Annotated in this window: 15 protein-coding genes; 8 read left to right on the top strand and 7 right to left on the bottom strand. The window is 47.6% G+C overall.

The genetic code is table 11. From position 1 onward, the window contains the following. Positions 1 to 285 precede the first annotated feature (285 nt). On the bottom strand, positions 286 to 867 hold the full coding sequence (locus HZB61_09865) for a hypothetical protein (GenBank protein ID MBI5056906.1): 582 nt from the start codon (positions 865 to 867) through the stop codon (positions 286 to 288). 483 nt (positions 868 to 1350) lie between these two features. Here HZB61_09865 and HZB61_09860 point away from each other — a divergent pair, with 483 nt between their 5' ends. Beyond that, entirely contained in the window at positions 1351 to 2490 is a 1140-nt protein-coding gene (locus HZB61_09860) for a multicopper oxidase domain-containing protein (protein ID MBI5056905.1), read from the top strand. Between the two features lie 15 nt (positions 2491 to 2505). After that, complete coding sequence (locus HZB61_09855; protein ID MBI5056904.1) at positions 2506 to 3606, top strand: multicopper oxidase domain-containing protein; 1101 nt, start codon at positions 2506 to 2508, stop codon at positions 3604 to 3606. A 130-nt stretch (positions 3607 to 3736) separates the two neighbouring features. Here the strand turns inward: HZB61_09855 and HZB61_09850 are convergent, their stop codons facing one another. Next, on the bottom strand, positions 3737 to 4993 hold the full coding sequence (locus tag HZB61_09850) for a glutamate-5-semialdehyde dehydrogenase (GenBank protein MBI5056903.1): 1257 nt from the start codon (positions 4991 to 4993) through the stop codon (positions 3737 to 3739). A 225-nt stretch (positions 4994 to 5218) separates the two neighbouring features. On the opposite strand from HZB61_09850, the gene HZB61_09845 reads away from it, so the two are divergent. After that, positions 5219 to 6097 (top strand): phosphoribosylaminoimidazolesuccinocarboxamide synthase, encoded by an 879-nt coding sequence (locus tag HZB61_09845; protein ID MBI5056902.1) that lies wholly within the window; start codon positions 5219 to 5221, stop codon positions 6095 to 6097. Positions 6098 to 6186: 89 nt separating this feature from the next. On the opposite strand, the gene glgP is transcribed toward HZB61_09845, so the two are convergent. The 3 genes from glgP to tilS form a co-directional block, all read right to left on the bottom strand. Further along, entirely contained in the window at positions 6187 to 7899 is a 1713-nt protein-coding gene (gene glgP / locus HZB61_09840) for an alpha-glucan family phosphorylase (protein MBI5056901.1), read from the bottom strand. A 271-nt stretch (positions 7900 to 8170) separates the two neighbouring features. Further along, positions 8171 to 9577 carry a glutamate--tRNA ligase gene (gene gltX / locus HZB61_09835; protein MBI5056900.1) on the bottom strand — a complete coding sequence of 469 codons (1407 nt, stop codon included), beginning with the start codon at positions 9575 to 9577 and terminating at the stop codon, positions 8171 to 8173. 112 nt (positions 9578 to 9689) lie between these two features. Next, positions 9690 to 11138, bottom strand: coding sequence for a tRNA lysidine(34) synthetase TilS (tilS, locus tag HZB61_09830; protein ID MBI5056899.1), 1449 nt, complete (start codon positions 11136 to 11138; stop codon positions 9690 to 9692). Between the two features lie 117 nt (positions 11139 to 11255). On the opposite strand from tilS, the gene lysA reads away from it, so the two are divergent. The 5 genes from lysA (at position 11256) to HZB61_09805 (ending at position 15087) form a co-directional block, all read left to right on the top strand. Further along, the gene (lysA, locus tag HZB61_09825; GenBank protein ID MBI5056898.1) at positions 11256 to 12515 is read left to right on the top strand and encodes a diaminopimelate decarboxylase; all 1260 of its coding nucleotides are present in this window, start codon (positions 11256 to 11258) and stop codon (positions 12513 to 12515) included. Between the two features lie 2 nt (positions 12516 to 12517). Further along, entirely contained in the window at positions 12518 to 13444 is a 927-nt protein-coding gene (locus HZB61_09820) for a diaminopimelate epimerase (GenBank protein MBI5056897.1), read from the top strand. Between the two features lie 117 nt (positions 13445 to 13561). After that, on the top strand, positions 13562 to 13750 hold the full coding sequence (locus HZB61_09815) for a DNA gyrase inhibitor YacG (GenBank protein ID MBI5056896.1): 189 nt from the start codon (positions 13562 to 13564) through the stop codon (positions 13748 to 13750). Beyond that, on the top strand, positions 13743 to 14546 hold the full coding sequence (gene dapB, locus HZB61_09810; protein ID MBI5056895.1) for a 4-hydroxy-tetrahydrodipicolinate reductase: 804 nt from the start codon (positions 13743 to 13745) through the stop codon (positions 14544 to 14546). Before HZB61_09815 ends, dapB begins: the two co-directional genes overlap by 8 nt. Before the next feature lie 115 nt (positions 14547 to 14661). Then, on the top strand, positions 14662 to 15087 hold the full coding sequence (locus HZB61_09805) for a response regulator (protein MBI5056894.1): 426 nt from the start codon (positions 14662 to 14664) through the stop codon (positions 15085 to 15087). Positions 15088 to 15114: 27 nt separating this feature from the next. Here the strand turns inward: HZB61_09805 and HZB61_09800 are convergent, their stop codons facing one another. Continuing rightward, positions 15115 to 16137, bottom strand: coding sequence for a response regulator (locus tag HZB61_09800; GenBank protein ID MBI5056893.1), 1023 nt, complete (start codon positions 16135 to 16137; stop codon positions 15115 to 15117). Next, on the bottom strand, positions 16127 to 18169 hold the full coding sequence (locus HZB61_09795) for a PAS domain-containing protein (protein MBI5056892.1): 2043 nt from the start codon (positions 18167 to 18169) through the stop codon (positions 16127 to 16129). The genes HZB61_09800 and HZB61_09795 overlap by 11 nt, the downstream gene beginning before the upstream one ends. Positions 18170 to 18217: the final 48 nt, after the last annotated feature.

Here is an 18217-nt window from a genome sequence, read left to right as displayed (position 1 = left end):
TAAGCCCTCATCCCTGAATCAACAGGATTCCTGCGTCTCAAAACAGGCAGAGTATGGCTTTAAAAATAATGTTTCTTACAAAGAACAATGAAAATATTTTTATGTTTTATAAAAAAATACTTGACAACGTGGGAAGTAGTAGAATTGAGCGACGAGTGCCACTGAATGATAACAACAAGCCTCCAAACCGATTTGCACTCCTCATAACAATGCTACCTCAAAAAATGTCCTGTGGCACTCGTTCGCTCCAATGACTTGTTATCAATTTTATTTTTTTATGGCTTCCTATATTGTCTTGTTTTTTGTTGATATCAGATAGGAAAGCAATTTTCCTTTTTCATTGCCAGTGCTCTCTGAAAATAACCTATCAAATGCCAATGCCCTTTCAAGAGTTTTCTTTAAATCTTGCACATCACCATGCATCGCTACAGATATACTTCCAAAGATCGAGCCAAAACAGGCGGTATGTACGATGTCACAAATTTCTTCTAAAATCTTAAGGAATATCTCATCTTCTCCTGCTGGGAATTCTCCTAAAATTGTATCATTTAGAAATATATCCTTATCATAGTGAGCAAGCAATTTATGCCTTGCCTTTATAATATGACTTCTAAAGGCCCTCGCTTTATCATTCAATGAGCTTAAGGTCTGCTGGACGCCTTGAGGCCAATCAATGCTTTCGATAAGATTCTCTATCGTGAAATTCTCTTGCCCCTTAGTTATAGCTGGATCGGTAATCTTTGCAAACTCCAGTAGAGTATAGTCAAGTAAAATCTTGTTAAGATCAATGAAAAAAGAGCTCGCTGTTCTTTCCATAAGAATATGAGCTTCTTTATCGTCAAAAAGTTCTTTATAAATATTATGAATAGCTGTTTGTGGTTATTTCTTACTTAAAGTTATTTGAAATAACCGCACACTTGGAATTTCATCTGTTTAATATAAAATGAAACTTGAAAAACGAATGTTCGTAATTTATAGTATTACACGGATTTTGCGAAGTTCGTAAAATCCGACTATTCTTACAAATTGAGGGGACAACATGAACAGTAACAAATTACCTGAGTTTAAGAGCTTTCTTCTTTCAAACAGCCTTGTCAGTGAAAAGTATATAACATTCTACGCTCATTGGGCAAGCAAATTCTTAACTTTCTACAAAAATGAAGTTGAACTGTGCTTACTTCTGAACTTCTGCACGGATTGCGCAGCAAATCTTGACAAGTAATGAATTTATGGTAACGTTAAAATAATAGTATGTAAAAGTAAGATGTAGGGGAAATTATTAAGAACGGCCATTAGAGGAAGTTCTGCGTAACCTGAGACCTAAACTTCTAAATGGCCGGGGAGGATTAGATGGACCGCCGTGATTTTCTCAAGTGCAGCGCCGTAGGGATTGCTGCTCTTTCAATGAAGTCCCTGATAGGGTGTTCATCGAGGTCATCGAGCTACAGGGGCTTAGATGCCACGCTGAATTTCAGTGAAGCGCTCGTCGGGATGGTCGATACCCAGCCTGTCTACATGTGGCTTTTTGAAGACCCGCTGACCGGGCCCCGGTTCCCAGGGCCGGTATTGGTAGCTGAAGAGGGAGAGACGGTATACCTCACCCTGACCAACTTGCTGAACGAGGACCACGCCTTTGCTATTCCGGGCGTGGTGGACAGCGGGGTGATCCGGCCCGGCAAGACAAAGGTCGTGAGCTTTGTCGCACCGGCAGCCGGGACTTACTTATACTTTGATCCGCTGAATGCGCCGGTGAACAGGGTATTGGGCCTGCACGGGGTGATGGAAGTGATTCCGGAGACGAGTACCGGGACACCTTACACTTCTCCGACTGCAAAGGTTGCAAGCCTCTTTGCAGACCTTGGAACTACCGATGAGTTTCCCGGTCAACCATGGGACCCCGCACGTATATTGATATGGGTCTTGCACAGCATCGACCCGAGCTGGAACGCTATGGCGGAGGAAGGCCGGGCTATAGACCCTGCAGCTTTCAGTAATAATTTTCTGCCCCGTTATTTTACCATCAATGGAAGGAGCGGCTTTTTTTCATCCCACGACAAAGATACCGCTCCGTCAGGACTTGTGGGACAGCCTGAGCTGATACGCATTGTGAATTCCGGCATGGCCACTCATTCGCCGCACCTGCACGCCAATCATTTCTATGTGCTTTCGGTGAACAATGTGGTGCAGGACAATGTATTATCACTGGATACGTTCACCGTGTCTCCGCTCGACCGGGTGGACCTGCTCATCCCGTTTCAGCGGCCGCCTGATATTCCCGCTGTGCATCCCGACAATCCCCGGCAGCTTTTGAGACTTGACGCCGCCGAAGAGTTGACGCTTTCCTTCGGTGACGTCCCGCAGTCGCCGCTCAATTACCCTATGCACTGCCATATGGAGATGTCTCAAACCGCTGCCGGAGGCAATTATCCGCTGGGGCTGGTGACGCATCTGACATTTACAGGAGACGTGGACGGAGAGCTATTTCAGTAGAGAGGAGAACATAAGATGGCTATCAAAATAATCAGTCGTGAGCATATAAATACCGATGATCCCATGGAAGCAGCGGAGTTCAATAAATTCATCTGCCCTCCCAAAGAAAACCCCGACACGCCTGACAGGCTGACGCCCGATGTAACATTTTACAGGAAGTTAATGGTGGGTCTTGACCTCAATCTTCCGGTACCCCTGCCTGACGGCACTGACAAAGTCCAGATGCAGGTGATCGCGGACAACGCGCCTTCGGACCGTCTGCCTGAGCAGTTTCCCGCGCCGCTTATCCGCGTGGTCCAGGGCCAGATCGTCCACACTGTTGTCGACGGAGGCCAGGCCGGACATACAATTCACCATCACGGGATCGAGCCGACGCCGATGAATGACGGAGTGGGAAAGGATTCCTTTGAACTTGGCGCCTATACTTATCAGTGGCAGCCGAGACATGCGGGGACTTACTTTTACCACTGCCACAAGAATACGACACTTCATGTCGAACTGGGAATGTACGGCCCGCTCATCGTAGACCCTCCGCAGGGCGCAGGTTTTGTCGCTGCCTTTAACCCTCCTGACCATGTGATGCAGTACGATGTGGAAGCGCTCTGGGCCGCGGACGAGATAGATCCCAGATGGCATGACCTGCAGCATAACGCATTCATGTCCCACTGCGGGGCTGACCCCAATAATGCAGACACCTTCACCAGTGACGGCATCCTGCACGATTTCAGGCCGACTGTATTCGTGATTACTGGCGCAGTGCGTAAAGATGATTCCACTCCCATAACCGACCCCCGTGTGGCGATCAACGCGCAAGTTGGTGAGACCATTCTTCTTCGTGTCGTCAACGCGGGATATACTGTTCAGCGCTTCACCCTTGGTATCGATGCGGACGTGATCGCCATGGACGGCCGCGCCCTTGGCGTGCCGCCTTCAGGAAAGTACTCATTCCCCTTCAGCATACCTTCAGGGACACCCTTCAGCCTCACCTCGGCGCGGCGCTGGGACCTTATCATAAGACCCGCGGCAGCAGGAGTTTACCCTGCCCAGGTGGAGTTCCTTGACTGGATCACAGGAGAGAGATATGCAATAGCCCGCACATTAATTACAGTCGTATGAAGCATGACGGATTTTTTTAAGATCCGTCATGCTGGTGATCTTTGCGCCTTGATATCCTAAGGCATTAAGTGTTGTGCTTGTTTTTTACTTTTGTACTTCCGCACTTCTGCTCTTTTGCACTTCTCAAGTATCACACCCTCAACTGTCCGCTGCCGAAGACAATGAATTTTGTGCAGGTAAGCTCCTCAAGTCCCATGGGGCCACGGGCGTGTATCTTGTCGGTTGAGATGCCCATCTCTGCCCCGAGACCGAACTGGAACCCGTCGCTCAATCTCGTTGACGCATTCACAAATACTGAGGCGGAATCCACCTCGCGGAGAAATCTCATGGCCTTGCCGTAATCTTTTGTGACGATTGAATCCGTATGCGCGGAGCTGTATTTTGCAATGTGCTCCATTGCGTCGTCCACGTCTTTGACTATTTTAATGTTTAAGATCTTGTCGAGATATTCAGCGTGGAAGTCTTCCTCTTTGGCCGCCTCAAGAGACTTATCAATTTTAAGTGTCGCAGGACAGCCTTTAAGCAAGACACCGGCGTCTTTGAATCTCTTGATCGCCGCCGGCAGAAATTTCCTTGCGATCTTTCCATCAACGAGCATGGTTTCCATGGCATTGCATGTCCCGGGACGCTGCACCTTTGCGTTAAAGCAAATGTCCTCAGCCATTTTAAAATCGGCATCACGGTCAACAAACACGTGGCATACGCCTTTATAATGCTTGAGCACGGGTATGCGCGAATTTTCCGTGACCGCCCTGATAAGCCCTTCACCGCCGCGAGGAATGACGAGGTCGATGGTCCCTTCGAGCTTCAGCATCTCCATCACCGCTTCCCTGTCGGGGATATTGATAAAGGTCACCACTCCTTCGTGAATGCCCCCGGATTTCAAAACGCCCCTTAAAATATTCACAATCGCCAGGTTGGAATTTATCGCCTCTGAACCTCCGCGAAGTATCACTGCGTTTCCCGCTTTTAAACACAATCCTGTTGCGTCTGCTGTCACGTTCGGCCTTGATTCATAGATTATTGCAATGGTCCCGATAGGCACGCGCATCCTGCCGACCTCCATGCCGTTAGGCCGCCTCCACATTTTGATTATCTCGCCGACAGGGTCGGGCAGGGCGGCGATCTCGATCAACCCCTTTGCCATATCGTCTATTCTCTGAGTGGTCAGGGTGAGCCTGTCGATCATTGCCTTTGACAGCCCTTTCTTCTGAGCGGCAACAAGGTCTTTTTTATTTTCCCTCTGAAGCTCCTTTGTCTTCTTTTTCAGGGCTTCAGCCATTTTTATCAGGGCAGCGTTCTTCCGCTCGGACGAGATCTTCGCGATCGCCCGCGCGCCTTCTTTTGCTTCCTTTGCCTTTTTCAGAACGAATGATTTTATGTCCATGATTGCCTCCTATGCAATTTAACCACAGAGGACACAGAGAATAAGTTTGTCCGCAGATTTCGCAGATTGCACAGATTGAAAATAATAGAGAACCAATTAGTTATTAAAAAATCTGCGTTAGTCTTCTGTCCTTTCAGCGGTCCATTTTTTTGTTAACGGAATATTTTAGCATATGGGAATTACTTTGATAAAAATCCCCCTGATAGTGTATTATTTTTCATTCTTATGAAAGACATCGTTTTAAAAACAGAGATGCCCGACATCGGCGTCCCCAGGCGCGGGAAGGTGAGGGACATTTACGACCTCGGAGAGCACCTCCTGCTTGTGGTGACGGACAGGGTCTCGGCCTTCGACGTTGTGCTGCCAAACGGCATTCCCGGCAAAGGGAAGGTCCTCACCGCAATCTCCGTGTTCTGGTTTAAGATGATGGAGGACATTGTCAAAAACCACATTGTCGCAACTGATGTGAAAGACTTCCCCCAGGACCTTCAGAAGTACAAGGACATCCTTGAAGGCAGGAGCCTGCTTGTAAAAAAGGCAAAGGTCGTGCCTGTTGAGTGCATAGTCCGGGGCTATCTTTCAGGAAGCGGCTGGAAGTCGTATCAGAAGGACGGCACAGTCTGCGGGATAAAACTCCCTGCCGGTATGAGCGAATCTTCAAAGATCGAGCAGCCCATTTTTACCCCGAGCACAAAGGCTGACGCAGGGCATGATATAAATATCTCGTTTGACGAAGTTAAAGAAATAATCGGCGGTGATACTGCTTCAAAATTAAAGACCCTGACACTGAAGGTTTACGGGAGGGCGAGGGATTACGCGGAGAAAAAAGGAATAATCATTGCCGACACGAAGATGGAGTTCGGCATTTACAACAACGAAGTAATCCTCATAGACGAACTGCTCACGCCTGACTCCTCCCGCTTCTGGGGTATAAAGGACTACGCACCCGGCAGAAGCCAGGACAGTTTTGACAAGCAGATCGTCAGGGATTATTTGCTTACGCTGGACTGGGACCAGACCCCGCCGGGGCCGGAACTGCCTGAAGATATATTGAAGAAGACTTCTGAAAGATATCAGGAGATACTCAGTATATTAACGGAGTGAGTTAGTATTTCGCCACAGATCAACGCAGATAACCGCAGATAAAAGAAAAGAGTTTCTTGTAATTCATAAAAAATCCGCTTCTATATTTTTTACCTGATATACGCTTCGGTTACGTACCGGCGCATCATTCTGTGGCTGTTGAAATAGTAGGCGTTCTTGCCGATGGCGTTCTGCATCATCCTTATCCAGGTCTTGCGGTCATTATAGTAAAGGGGAATTATTATATCGCCAAGTTTGTGATAGAGGTCTTCGGCGTCAATTTTATTCATATTGTTGTCGGGCCTTATCTCAGTCGGGGCAGGGCCGATCGACCATCCTGTAAAACCCTCTATATGCCCTTCGATCCACCAGCCGTCAAGCACGCTGAAGTTCATTACTCCGTTGTGCGCGGCCTTCATCCCGCTTGTTCCTGAGGCTTCGAGCGGGCGCAGCGGCGTATTCAGCCAGATATCCACGCCGGAGACGAGCTTTAATGCAACTTCCATATTGTAATTTTGAATAAAGGCTATCTTGATCTTTCCCTTCAACTCCTGTTTGTAGGCGAATATTTTTTCGATCAACTGTTTGCCGACGGTATCTTTCGGATGGGCCTTGCCGGCGTAAATAATCTGGATCTTGCCGTTTCCGATCTTTTCAAGCCTCTTTATGTCGGTGAATAAAAGGTCCGCCCTTTTGTAAGCAGTGGCCCTTCTTGCAAAACCTATTGTCAGGGTTTCAGGGTCCATTCCCGCATCCGACAGTGAGTTGACATAGTAGATCAGCTTTTTCTTTGCCTCCATATGTGCCGCCCAGAGTTCCTCGTCTGGGATCGCTCCAACTCTTACGAAAATCTCAGGCTCGTTGGCCCAGCCGAGGAGATATTTATCAAAGACCTTTTTCATGCTCTCACAGGTCCATGTGTAAGAGTGCACGCCGTTTGTTATTGCATTGATGATATAACCCGGGAACATTGATTGAGACACTTCACCGTGCTTCTTCGCCACACCGTTGACGTACTTGCTCAGGTTGAAACCGAGGAGGGTCATGTTGATCTTGCTGTCCCCGGCCAACCGTTTCAGGATCTTTTCAGGGAAATAGTCTCCGAACACTTTGTTGTAAAGTTCATAGGAGAATTTGTCGTGACCCGCTTCAACAGGGGTGTGTGTGGTGAACACGCACAGGTCTTTTACGGATTCAGTGTCCCATATCTGGGATTCGTCCCAGACGGCCTCAATATCTTTTTTAAATTTATGCAGCAGCTCAAGTGTCAAGAAAGCTGCATGTCCTTCGTTCATATGATATTTCTTTATCCTGAAACCGAGCTTACGGAGCATCCGCACCCCGCCGATGCCGAGGATCGCCTCCTGCTTCAGCCTGTAATCGTCTCCGCCGCCGTAGAGGTGGTCTGTCAACGTCCTGTCATCCGGATGATTTTCGGGCAGGTCGGTGTCAAGATAGATCACCGGGACGCTGCTTCCCCTTGGACTCTGGACTATGTACACCCATGACTGGATAGCGACGTTCCTGCCTTCAAGCGTAAGGTTGACTTTGACGGAGGTCTTTTTCAGCATTTTTTCAGGGTCCCATACTGCGGGGTGCTCTATCTGATGTCCCTGGGCGTCGATCTCCTGGTAGAAGTATCCCTTTCTGCTGATGAGCGTGACCGGCACGAAAGGCAGATTCAAATCCGCGGCGGACTTCACTGTGTCGCCGGCAAGAACGCCGAGGCCGCCCGAGTAGGTTGGGATCTCGTCCATCAGCCCGATCTCCATTGAAAAGTATGCGATCTTTGGTTCAGTAATGTATTTATCTAAAATTGCCATGGTAAATAATTATATCAGATTTCGTTCATTGAATTAAGTCTGAACAAATCTGTTTTCTCTCCTGTCTTTGTTAAACGTGTCTGACACTATTTCGGCATTATCCTGAGGCTTCTTTAGACCACAGAGGAGAAAAATAATTTTGTCCGCAGGTTTCGCAGATTATACAAATCAAAGAACACAAAAATCTTTTATAAAAAATCTGTGGCAATCTGAGCAATCTGTGGACTGACTTAATAAAATAATCTCTGTGCACTCTGTGGTTTTTGACAGCTTACCCCTTTATTGCCTTTTCCAATCTTCTAATCGTCTTTTCTTTGCCGATTACATCAAGCACTTCAAATATGCCGGGGCTTTCCGTGCCGCCCGTTAATGCAACGCGGACGGGCTGGGCGAGGTCTTTGAGCTTGACGCCGTGTTTCTCCACAATCTCCTTGAATATCTTTTCGAGTTCCTGGTGTGAAAATTCGGGGGCTGATTCGAGGCCGCTTTTTAATTCAGCCAATAACTCACGGCTTTTTTCATTCAGGAATTTCTCTTTTGCCTTTTCATTGAATGTGACTTCTTCGGCGATATAGTAGCGCAGGGAATTTGCAAGCTCCACCAGGGTCTTTGAGCGCGCCTTTAAAGTATCAATCGCTTTGCAGAGCCATTCTTTATCAGGGCCCTGATCTTCACTTATGATGTTTTCTTTAACAAGGAACGGGATGACAAGTCCGGCAAGTTTTTCAGTTGGTGTATGGATAATATACTGGCTGTTCAGCCAGAGGAGTTTTTCGGGATTGAAGACCGCTGCCGCCTTGCCGACATTCTCAAAGGAGAAATATTCTGTAAGTTCCTCCCGCGTAAAAACCTCTTTGTCCCCATGTGACCAGCCGAGCCTCACAAGATAATTCACAAGCGCGTCGGGCAGGTATCCCATTTCATAATACGCAATAACGGATGTCGCGCCGTGCCTCTTTGAAAGGCGGGTCTTGTCGGAGCCCAGGATCATCGGCAGGTGGGCGAACAACGGGGTCTTGTAGCCCAGCGCCCTGTAAATGTGTATCTGTTTTGGGGTGTTGTTTAAATGGTCGTCGCCCCTTATAACGTGAGTGATCTTCATGTCCACGTCATCAACTACAACCGTGAAATTATAAGTCGGCGTGCCGTCAGACCGCATGATGATGAGGTCGTCGAGCTGCGTGTTCTCAAACTCTACTGTTCCCCTTATCAGATCGTCAACAATGGTATGCCCTTCCTGCGGCATCTTGAATCTGACAGCGGGGATTTCACCCGGAACAGGCCCTTTCAGGTTCCTGCATCTTCCGTCATACTTCGGTGTCTTGCCCAGGGCCATTGCCAGCTTGCGCCTTTCTTCAAGGTCCTCCGCTGAACAGTAGCAATAATACGCCTTGCCTTCCCGCACAAGTCTTTCAATGTAATTTTTATAGACGTCAAATCTGTCGGTCTGCCTGAACGGTCCCTCGTCCCAGTCGAGGCCGAGCCATTTCATCCCTTCAATGATCGCCTCGATGTATTCATCAGTGGAACGCGTCCTGTCGGTATCTTCAATCCTTAATATAAAAGTGCCGCCATTATGTCTTGCGTAAAGCCAGTTAAAAAGCGCCGTCCTCGCTCCTCCGATGTGAAGGAATCCGGTTGGACTCGGCGCAAACCGTACCCTAACTTTCTCTGTCAAAAGAACCTCCTGAATTAGTTGTTTTGTAAAATCTCCCCTAACCCCTCTTTGCCAAAGAGGGGGTTTAAGTCCCCCTTTGTAAAAGGGGGATAAAGGGGGATTTTGTGGACTATTATTTCATCCTTGATATTATAAGCCTTAAAAATTTTTCTGTCTTCTCCGTGACCTTGAACCTCTCGTCCGCCCGGTATCCCGCAACAAACACAATATCATTTCCCGACAGGACAATTGGAATGCTGTCCCTTTTATCTCTCGGTATCTTCTCATCCACGAAAAAATCCTGGAGCTTTTTTCTTTTCCCGAATCCGGCGGGATAGAAACAGTCGCCTTCCTTCCTGTGTCTTACAGTCAGCGGTAAGTTAATTTTGTCCGCGTCGAAAACAATATTTGATTTTCCGTCTCCGTAACCTTCCACGCTGTCCGTCAAAGAAGACTTGATCACAACCCCTGCCTCTTTCAACGCAAGCTCTCCGGGGACATCGAGGCTGTGAGTATTTATTTTAACAGGCGGCGCTGATGTCAGTTTTAACGTGGCATACGACTTGATCACCCTGATGTCTTTCGGCAGGTAGATCCTGTCTCCGGATGCTCCTTTTTTTATGAGGTTGATGATGTCCTCAATATGTACAAAACTGATACCTCTCAGGCCTTCTGTAGCATCAATTGCCCTTCTCAGCACTCGGCGCAGTATCGGTTTTTCCAGGGTCTCAAGGGGGACGAGAAAGAGTTCTATAGTGTCGGCGGTTTTGTTGGTTATTAATTTCATAAGCGTTTTTGTAACGATGATCTCAAGGTAGCTGTCTTCCTCGCGCAGGATGTCCATGGTCCTGCAGATGTTCTGCACAAGCGACGGGTTTTTTTTCTTGAGTTCAGGTATAACAGTGAGCCTTATCAAGTTCCTGAAATAATCTTTCCTGAGGTTGGAGGAGTCGATCATGAAAGACGGTGACGGGTAACGGGTGACGGGTGACGGGCCAGAATTAAAAAATTCTTCAATGTCCTTACGTTCTATCTCGATCAGCGGCCTGATTATTAATACATTTTTTTTAACGCCTAACGCTGAACGCTGAACGCTCAACGCGATATTTCTCACCGGCGGGATCCCTGCCAATCCCTTTGTCCCTGCGCCACGCAGGAGCGTCATTAAAAGGGTCTCTGCCTGATCGTCCGCATTGTGGCCGAGGGCGATCTTCGCCGCGTTTATCTTTCCTGAGATCTCATCGAATATTTTATAACGAAGTTCTCTCGCGGCCTCCTGTTTGCTCAGCCCCATATCACTTATGTGACTCTTCACATCAACTGATTTGCAGAAGAAATTGATACCGAGGCCATCGCAAAATTCCCTGCAAAACGCCTTCTCAGCCTCAACCTCATCAGGCCTCAAACCATGGTCTATATAGACCGCGGAAAGAGAGAGATTGAAATCCTTTTTTAGTTTGTCTAAAATAACGGCAAGGCATACTGAGTCAGGACCTCCGGAAAGCCCGATAAGGACGCAATCACCTTCTGAAAGCATTGAGTATTTGCTGATTGTCTCTTTTACTTTTTTCAGGAGTTCCATAAGCAGATTAATTATAACTCAAAGTGACATTAAGATATAAAGGATGCCACCCCTGAACTTGTTTCAGGGTCTAACAAGAGATGCTGAAATAAATTCAGCATGACAGATTGAACAATTATGAATTATTTTAATTACAAAAGGTCCGAGCTGTACGCGGAGAACGTTCCTGTGAGGAAGATAGTTGAAGCTACAGGCTCGCCTGTTTACATCTATAGTCACGATACCCTTGTTAACCATTACAAGGCTTATGAAGAGGCATTTGACGGTTATCCCAATATAACATGCTTTGCGCTGAAGGCGAATTCAAACCTTGCAGTGTTAAGGCTTCTCGCAAAAGCAGGAAGCGGCGCGGACGTCGTCTCAGGCGGCGAGCTCTTCTTTGCCTTGAAAGCCGGGGTCCCCGCCCAAAAAATTGTTTATGCCGGAGTCGGCAAGACCGAGGAGGAAATAGCGTTCGCCCTTAAATCCGGCATCCTCATGTTCAATATAGAATCCTCCGACGAGCTGACAGCCATTGACAGGATCGCGGGGAAACTCAGGGTGAAGGCGCCGATAGCGCTGAGAGTCAATCCCGACATAAGCGCGTCCACGCATCCGTATATTTCAACGGGATTGAAGAAGCACAAGTTCGGCATCCCGATCCAGAAGGCGGTTGAATATTACACTTTGGCAGCCAAGCTCAGGAACATAAAGGTCATCGGGATACACAAGCACATAGGCTCCCAGATAACCAGGATTACCCCTTTTGTTGACGCGTTAAAAAAGGTCCTGTCGCTTGCGCAGGAGTTGAAAACACGGGGAATAGAAATTAAATACCTTGACATGGGCGGCGGTCTTGGAATTCCTTACAACATGGAAGAGGACTTGCCCCAGCCTAAGGACCTGGCAAAGGCGATACTGCCGCTGATAAAGCTGCACGACTTTACATTGATCCTTGAACCGGGCAGGTCTATCGTCGGGAACGCCGGGATCCTTGTTACAAAGGTCCTTTATCTGAAAAAACATCACAAGAAGGAATTCGTGATCGTTGACGCCGGAATGAACGACCTGATAAGGCCGAGCCTGTATGATGCTTACCATCACATTCAGCACGTGGCAAAGAATGACCGTCCGCTCACGCTTGTTGACGTGGTCGGCCCGATATGCGAGTCAGGCGACTTCTTTGCGAAGGGAAGAAGGATCAACGATCCCCGCGATGGGGATTTGCTTGCGATCATGAGTGCCGGGGCGTACGGTTTTTCCATGAGCTCAAACTACAATGGCAGGCGACGCGCCGCTGAAGTGCTGGTGAAAGGAAATAAGTTTTTTGTTGTCCGTGAAAGAGAGACGTACAAGGATTTAATAAAGGAGATAAAGATGCCGGAGTATTTAAAATGAAACTGCAATTTACAAAGATGCATTCGTTAGGCAATGACTTCGTTGTCATTGATAACAGGAATTTGAATTTAAAGAAACTCCCGCAGCTTGCAAAAAAACTCTGCGGCAGGAGGTTCGGCATTGGCGCTGATCAGTTGCTTCTGCTGGGCCATTCTGAATTAGCTGATTTTAAAATGCGGATATTCAACGCGGACGGGTCGGAAGTTGAGATGTGCGGCAACGGGATAAGGTGCCTTGGGCAATACATATGGCATGAGATTCTGCGCAGCAAAATAACACAACAACACAAGTCGTTCATAGATGTGCTTACAATAGAGACAGTTGCGGGGATCAAGAACCTGAAAAAGACCGGCAGCCTTATAGAAGTCGACATGGGGGAGCCGGTGCTTGAAGCGGAGAAGATACCGGTGAAAATTAGGCGGAAGTCAGAAGTCGGAAAACAGAAGACAGAAGACAGAAGACAGAAGACAGAACTGAACTCGTCACTCGTCACTCGTCACTCGTCACTTATTACAAACTACCCGCTGAAAGTGAAGGATAAAGAATTCAAGATCACTTGTGTTTCGATGGGCAATCCTCATGCGGTGATTGTTGTTAAAGATGTCGGGAAATTTCCGGTGGAACAATATGGCCCCATTATCGAAAACCACAGGCTTTTTCCAAACAGGACGAATGTTGAATTCATACAGATACTGAACAGGAAAAATATAAAGATGAGAGTCTGGGAGAGAGGGGCAGGGGAGACAATGGCGTGCGGCACAGGCGCTTCCGCCTCAGCGGTCGCATCAGCGCTATTGGGGCTGACCGGCAGAAAGGTCACCATGCACCTTCCCGGAGGCAAGCTCCTCATTGACTGGTCTGCACAGGACGGTCACGTTCATATGACGGGCGACGCAGTGAAGGTTTTTGACGGAACAGTAGAGATATAAAAGATCTCAGTTGAATCGTTGTCATTCCCGCTTGTCGGGAATCCTTCTCGAAGATCGATTCCGAACAAGTCGGAATGACAGAAATAGGGTAACCTTTCAGTAACTAACGGAAACAATATGAAAATAAAGTGTCCCACCTGTAAAAAATGGACTGAATGGCAGGATAACCCTTTCAGGCCTTTTTGTTCTGAGAGGTGCAAGCTTATTGACCTTGGGGCCTGGGCCTCGGACGAATACAGGATTGAGGGCAGGCTCAGCGATGAGGCAGGGCAGACACCTTCGGAAAAGGAGAACGGAAATGATTAACATGATCGTATCAGGCGCTGCCGGGAGAATGGGCAGCCGCATTATCGCGCTATCAGGAGATTTCAAGGACATAAAGATCTCAGGCGCTTTAGAGAATAAAAAGCATAAAGACCTCGGAAGAGATATCGGGGAGGTCATCGGCATTGGTGCTTCCGGAATTAAGATCACCGACAGCGTAAAGAATATCACAGGGAAGGCTGACGTGCTTGTGGATTTTTCTTCCACATCTGCAACAATAGAATGCCTGAAGTCTCTCTCGGACAGACCGGTGCCTGTAGTCATAGGCACAACGGGCTTCAGCAGGGATGAATTAGACTTTGTAAGTTTATACGCACAGAAAGTCCCGTGCGTTCTCGCCCCGAACATGAGCGTCGGGGTGAACCTCCTTCTGAAGGTCCTGGCGGACATTGCAAAAGTCACCGGCGATGACTATGATGTTGAGATCGTTGAGGCCCATCACAGGATGAAAAAAGACGCCCCATCCGGCACGGCAATTAAGATGGCCCAGGTAATCGCGTCCGCGCTTGACAGAAACCTGGAGGAGTCGGCAGTATACGCAAGGCATGGTTTAATAGGTGAGAGGACAAAAAAAGAGATCGGCATTCAGACGGTCAGGGCAGGCGATATTGTCGGCGAACATACTGTCATTTTCGGCACGCTTGGTGAAAGGATCGAGATCACGCACAAAGCCTCCAGCAGGGACACTTTTGCCAGAGGAGCGTTGAAAGCCGCCCTGTGGGTATACAAGCAAACGCCCGGTCTTTATGATATGCAGGATGTCCTTGGGCTGAAATAAACATCAGGGGTACCTGTACGAAAGGACAGGTGACACCGGGTTTGAAACATGTTAGAGTTAAGTAACTAAGACGTAGCCTTTATAAAAGATTATTAAATATTGAGAGGGACATGGTATGGAGAAAAAAGCAAAAATACTTATCGTCGATGACGAGTTTGCGTTAAGAGAGATCCTCGGTTATATCCTGAAAGACAAGTACTCCGTTGCAACAGCCGGCGGGGCTGAAGAGGCCTTTGATTATCTGGCCAATAATTCCGTTGACCTGGTCCTGCTTGATATTAATATGCCGAAGATGGACGGCATAACCGCATTGCAGGAGATGAAAACAAGGCATCCCGGAATCGGGGTAATATTTGTGACTGCATTTGCGACCCTTGAAACAATAAGAAAAGGCATAAACCTCGGAGCGTTCGGTTTTATCATGAAGCCCTTTGACCATAAGAGACTTATGAATATGGTAGAGGAAGCGCTCAGAAACGGGTCGCCCGGTAATTTCTGCGTCAGGGAAGGAAAAGAATCCTGGGAATCGGTTTTTAATTAATCAGGACTTCACGCTTAAGTTCAAGCTCTAAAGAAGCGGGACACTGCCGTTTAATATGATTTCAGCTATGGCGGGATCAAACTGTGTCCCGGAGTTATTCGTCAGCTCACTCATCACATTTTCCACTGTAAGAGCGGCCCTGTAAGGCCTTGCCCGCATCATCGCGTCAATAGCATCGGCGACATTTACTATCCTCGCAGCCAGAGGTATATTTTCTCCCTTTATCCCCTCAGGATATCCTTTTCCGTCATACCGTTCATGATGATAATGAATGACCGGGATCGCATCTTCAAGGAAAGGAACGGATTGCACGATCCTGACTCCAATGCCCGGATGTTTTTTCATTTCCGTATACTCATCACTTGTCAGCCGGCCGTTTTTCTTGAGGATGTTTTCGTCAATGCCGATCTTGCCGATGTCGTGGATGCAGGCGGCATGTTCTATTTCTTTTATTGTCTTCTTCGGCACGCCCAGCACTTCAGCCATCTCGGATGACAGTTTTGCGACGCGGTTTGAGTGGTTGTAGGTGTAGTGGTCTTTGGCGTCTATTGTAAGGATCAGGGCATTGACGGTGCCTTCATAACACATCATGATATTGGTCCGCGCTTCGCTTATCTGCTGTTCAAGATATGAGGCCCTGTCCAATAATATGTCTCGTTCCATCTTCAACCCCGTGCTTGAACGCTTTTTAGTCAGCCCTTTCTCAACGACCATCAGGATATCATCCTTGTCAAACGGCTTTAACAGGTAATCAAAGGCGCCGAAGCGTATGGCGTCCCTTGCTGTTTCAAGGCTGGCATATGCCGTCAGCAGGATCACCTCGGTGTCAGGATGTTTTTTCTTTATCTCCTGCAATGCGGTTATGCCGTCCATCTTCGGCATCTTTATATCCATCACGACGAGGTCGACGGAATTTTCCGTCATCATGCTTAATCCCTCAATCGCCCCCGAGGCGGTGGATACAGAGTACCTGTCCTTAAGGACCATCCGAATTGATTCTCTCGGGGCAAGTTCGTCGTCAATGACAAGGATCCTTTCGCTATTGTTCATTAACATAACCTCCTTTAAATGAAACAGCAGAGCCTCTCCTGTCCAGGACCGGCAATGAAATGATAAAGGTATTCATCCCTTCCTTGCTCTTTATATCGAGGCTTCCGGCATGGCCGTCGATGATCTTGCGGCTTATCGGCACATTCAGCTCTGTATCGAGGTTATCAATGTCGAACAGCGGTTTTGATAAGTTCTGTTCTTCTTCGAGGAGCTTGTCTCCTTCATACATTATAGTTATCTCAGCGGAGAAGGAATCCTGCATTATGATGCGGGCATTGATCATGATCAGCGCTCCATCCGGCGTTTTGTCAATAATACTCTGCACAATGTAATAAATCGCCTTTACTAACTGTCTTTTATCGGCATTTATGTAAAAAACTTTATCAGTCAGGTTCTTGGAGATCTTATGTGTCGGAGGCAGGCTCCTGAGAATAAGATCGGCGGCGTCATTGATAAGGTCGTTTATGTCTTCCTTTTTAAGGTTGTAATCCTGCGTGTTCGAGAAGGTTATAAGTTTATCAATTAACTTGTCCAGCCGGTTGATCGACTGGCTTACGGAAGAGACATAAAAGTTATGCAGTTCATCATCTTCATGCTTTTCATTGAGCAGTTGTGTATATGTCTGTATCGAGGTCAGGGGGTTTCTGACTTCATGGGCTATCTTTGCTATGAGGTCATTGACCGCCTTGAGCTTGTCAGCCCGGCTTTTCTGCTCCTCTAATTTCTTGGAATCTGAGAGGTCGGAAAATACAATTCCGGCCCCGACGGGATTTTGCTGTTCGTCCATGAGCCTGTAGCTGTTTATCCCGACAGGGATCCTTGCGGGATTGATGACCGCCTCATAACGCCTGTACGTTTTTCCTCCGGACAATGTTTCATACAGGATATCCCCAAGCGGCGAGGGCAGGGCCCTCAGGTCCCTGGCTATCACGTCCGAAGGATGGAGGCCGAGGATATCGGCGGCCTGTTGATTGAAAACGGTGATCTTTTCGTCCTTATCAATTGCGATCATGCCGCTGCTCATGCTCGAAATTATATTATTGGTGAATTCCTTCTGATACCACATGTGGTGATAAAGGTCGATGTCTTTGATGGCGGCTGCGAGATAATTGCACAGCACGTAAATTATTTCCAGTTCTTCCCTGTAAAAGGGCTCCTCGGTAATTTTGTTGTCGATATTGAAGATCCCTATTAATTTCCCTTTGTGGATCATGGGAAAAGAAACGGAGCACTGCAGGATTTCCATGTCGCTTTTGACGTTGACCGACTCCGAATCAAAAAAATTGGCCGGCTTGCTCATTATCCTTCCGGTCTTTGCAAGCCAGGACGCGAGCGCGCTGTCTTTTCTGAGCTGCAGGTTGTCGGCCAGATAAGGGTCAAGCCCGTAATGTGTTTTGACATGAAATACATCCTTGTCTTTGAGCATGATGGACATCTTGCTTACACGCGCGATCTCCATGACGGAATCAATAAAGTGGTTAAAGAGCTTTCGCATGTCAAAGCTTGCCGTCAGCATCTTGGCGAAATTGACAATGACTTTTTCGTGGACATACCTCCCGCTTGGGACCGGATCATAACGGCCGGAAAACACCTCCGGTTCCTGCCTGTTACAGACCTGCATCTGCGCCGGAGAGACTATGTCCCTTGATGATTGTTTTAATAGACCCAGTTCGTTCCGGAATCTCTGTCTTTCCAGCGCCCGTTCAACTATTGCGGGAAGTTCGGTTCTTATTGAGCCGTCATCAAGGGAGTCAAATACACTGCGCGGGAGCTGCTCCTTTGTGTACTTGTCAAATTTTTCATGCGCGATAAGCACTACCCTGTCATTGTCAAGTTTGCCTAAGAATTCCCCAAGGGCGGACAGCTTGTGAGAGACCGTGTCGATAAGAAGCAGATTGAGGGGTATATTGCCGTACAGGTCCTCAAGCTCCTCCACGGTTTTCAGGGGATAAACAGTGTACTGTTTTAAAGCATTCTTTACCTGAGGTATAACAAAAGCGTCTCTGCCGCTTAATAGTGCAAGAAGTTCCATCTGTTCTCCGCCTTCCAGGCGTTTTAAAAAATTAATAACCGGTACCGC

The sequence above is a fragment of the Nitrospirota bacterium genome, assembly GCA_016214845.1.
Taxonomy (GTDB): Bacteria; Nitrospirota; Thermodesulfovibrionia; order UBA6902; family UBA6902; genus SURF-23.
The sequence above is the reverse complement of the archived record's forward strand: the minus strand, read 5'-3'. Positions and strand labels throughout refer to the sequence as shown.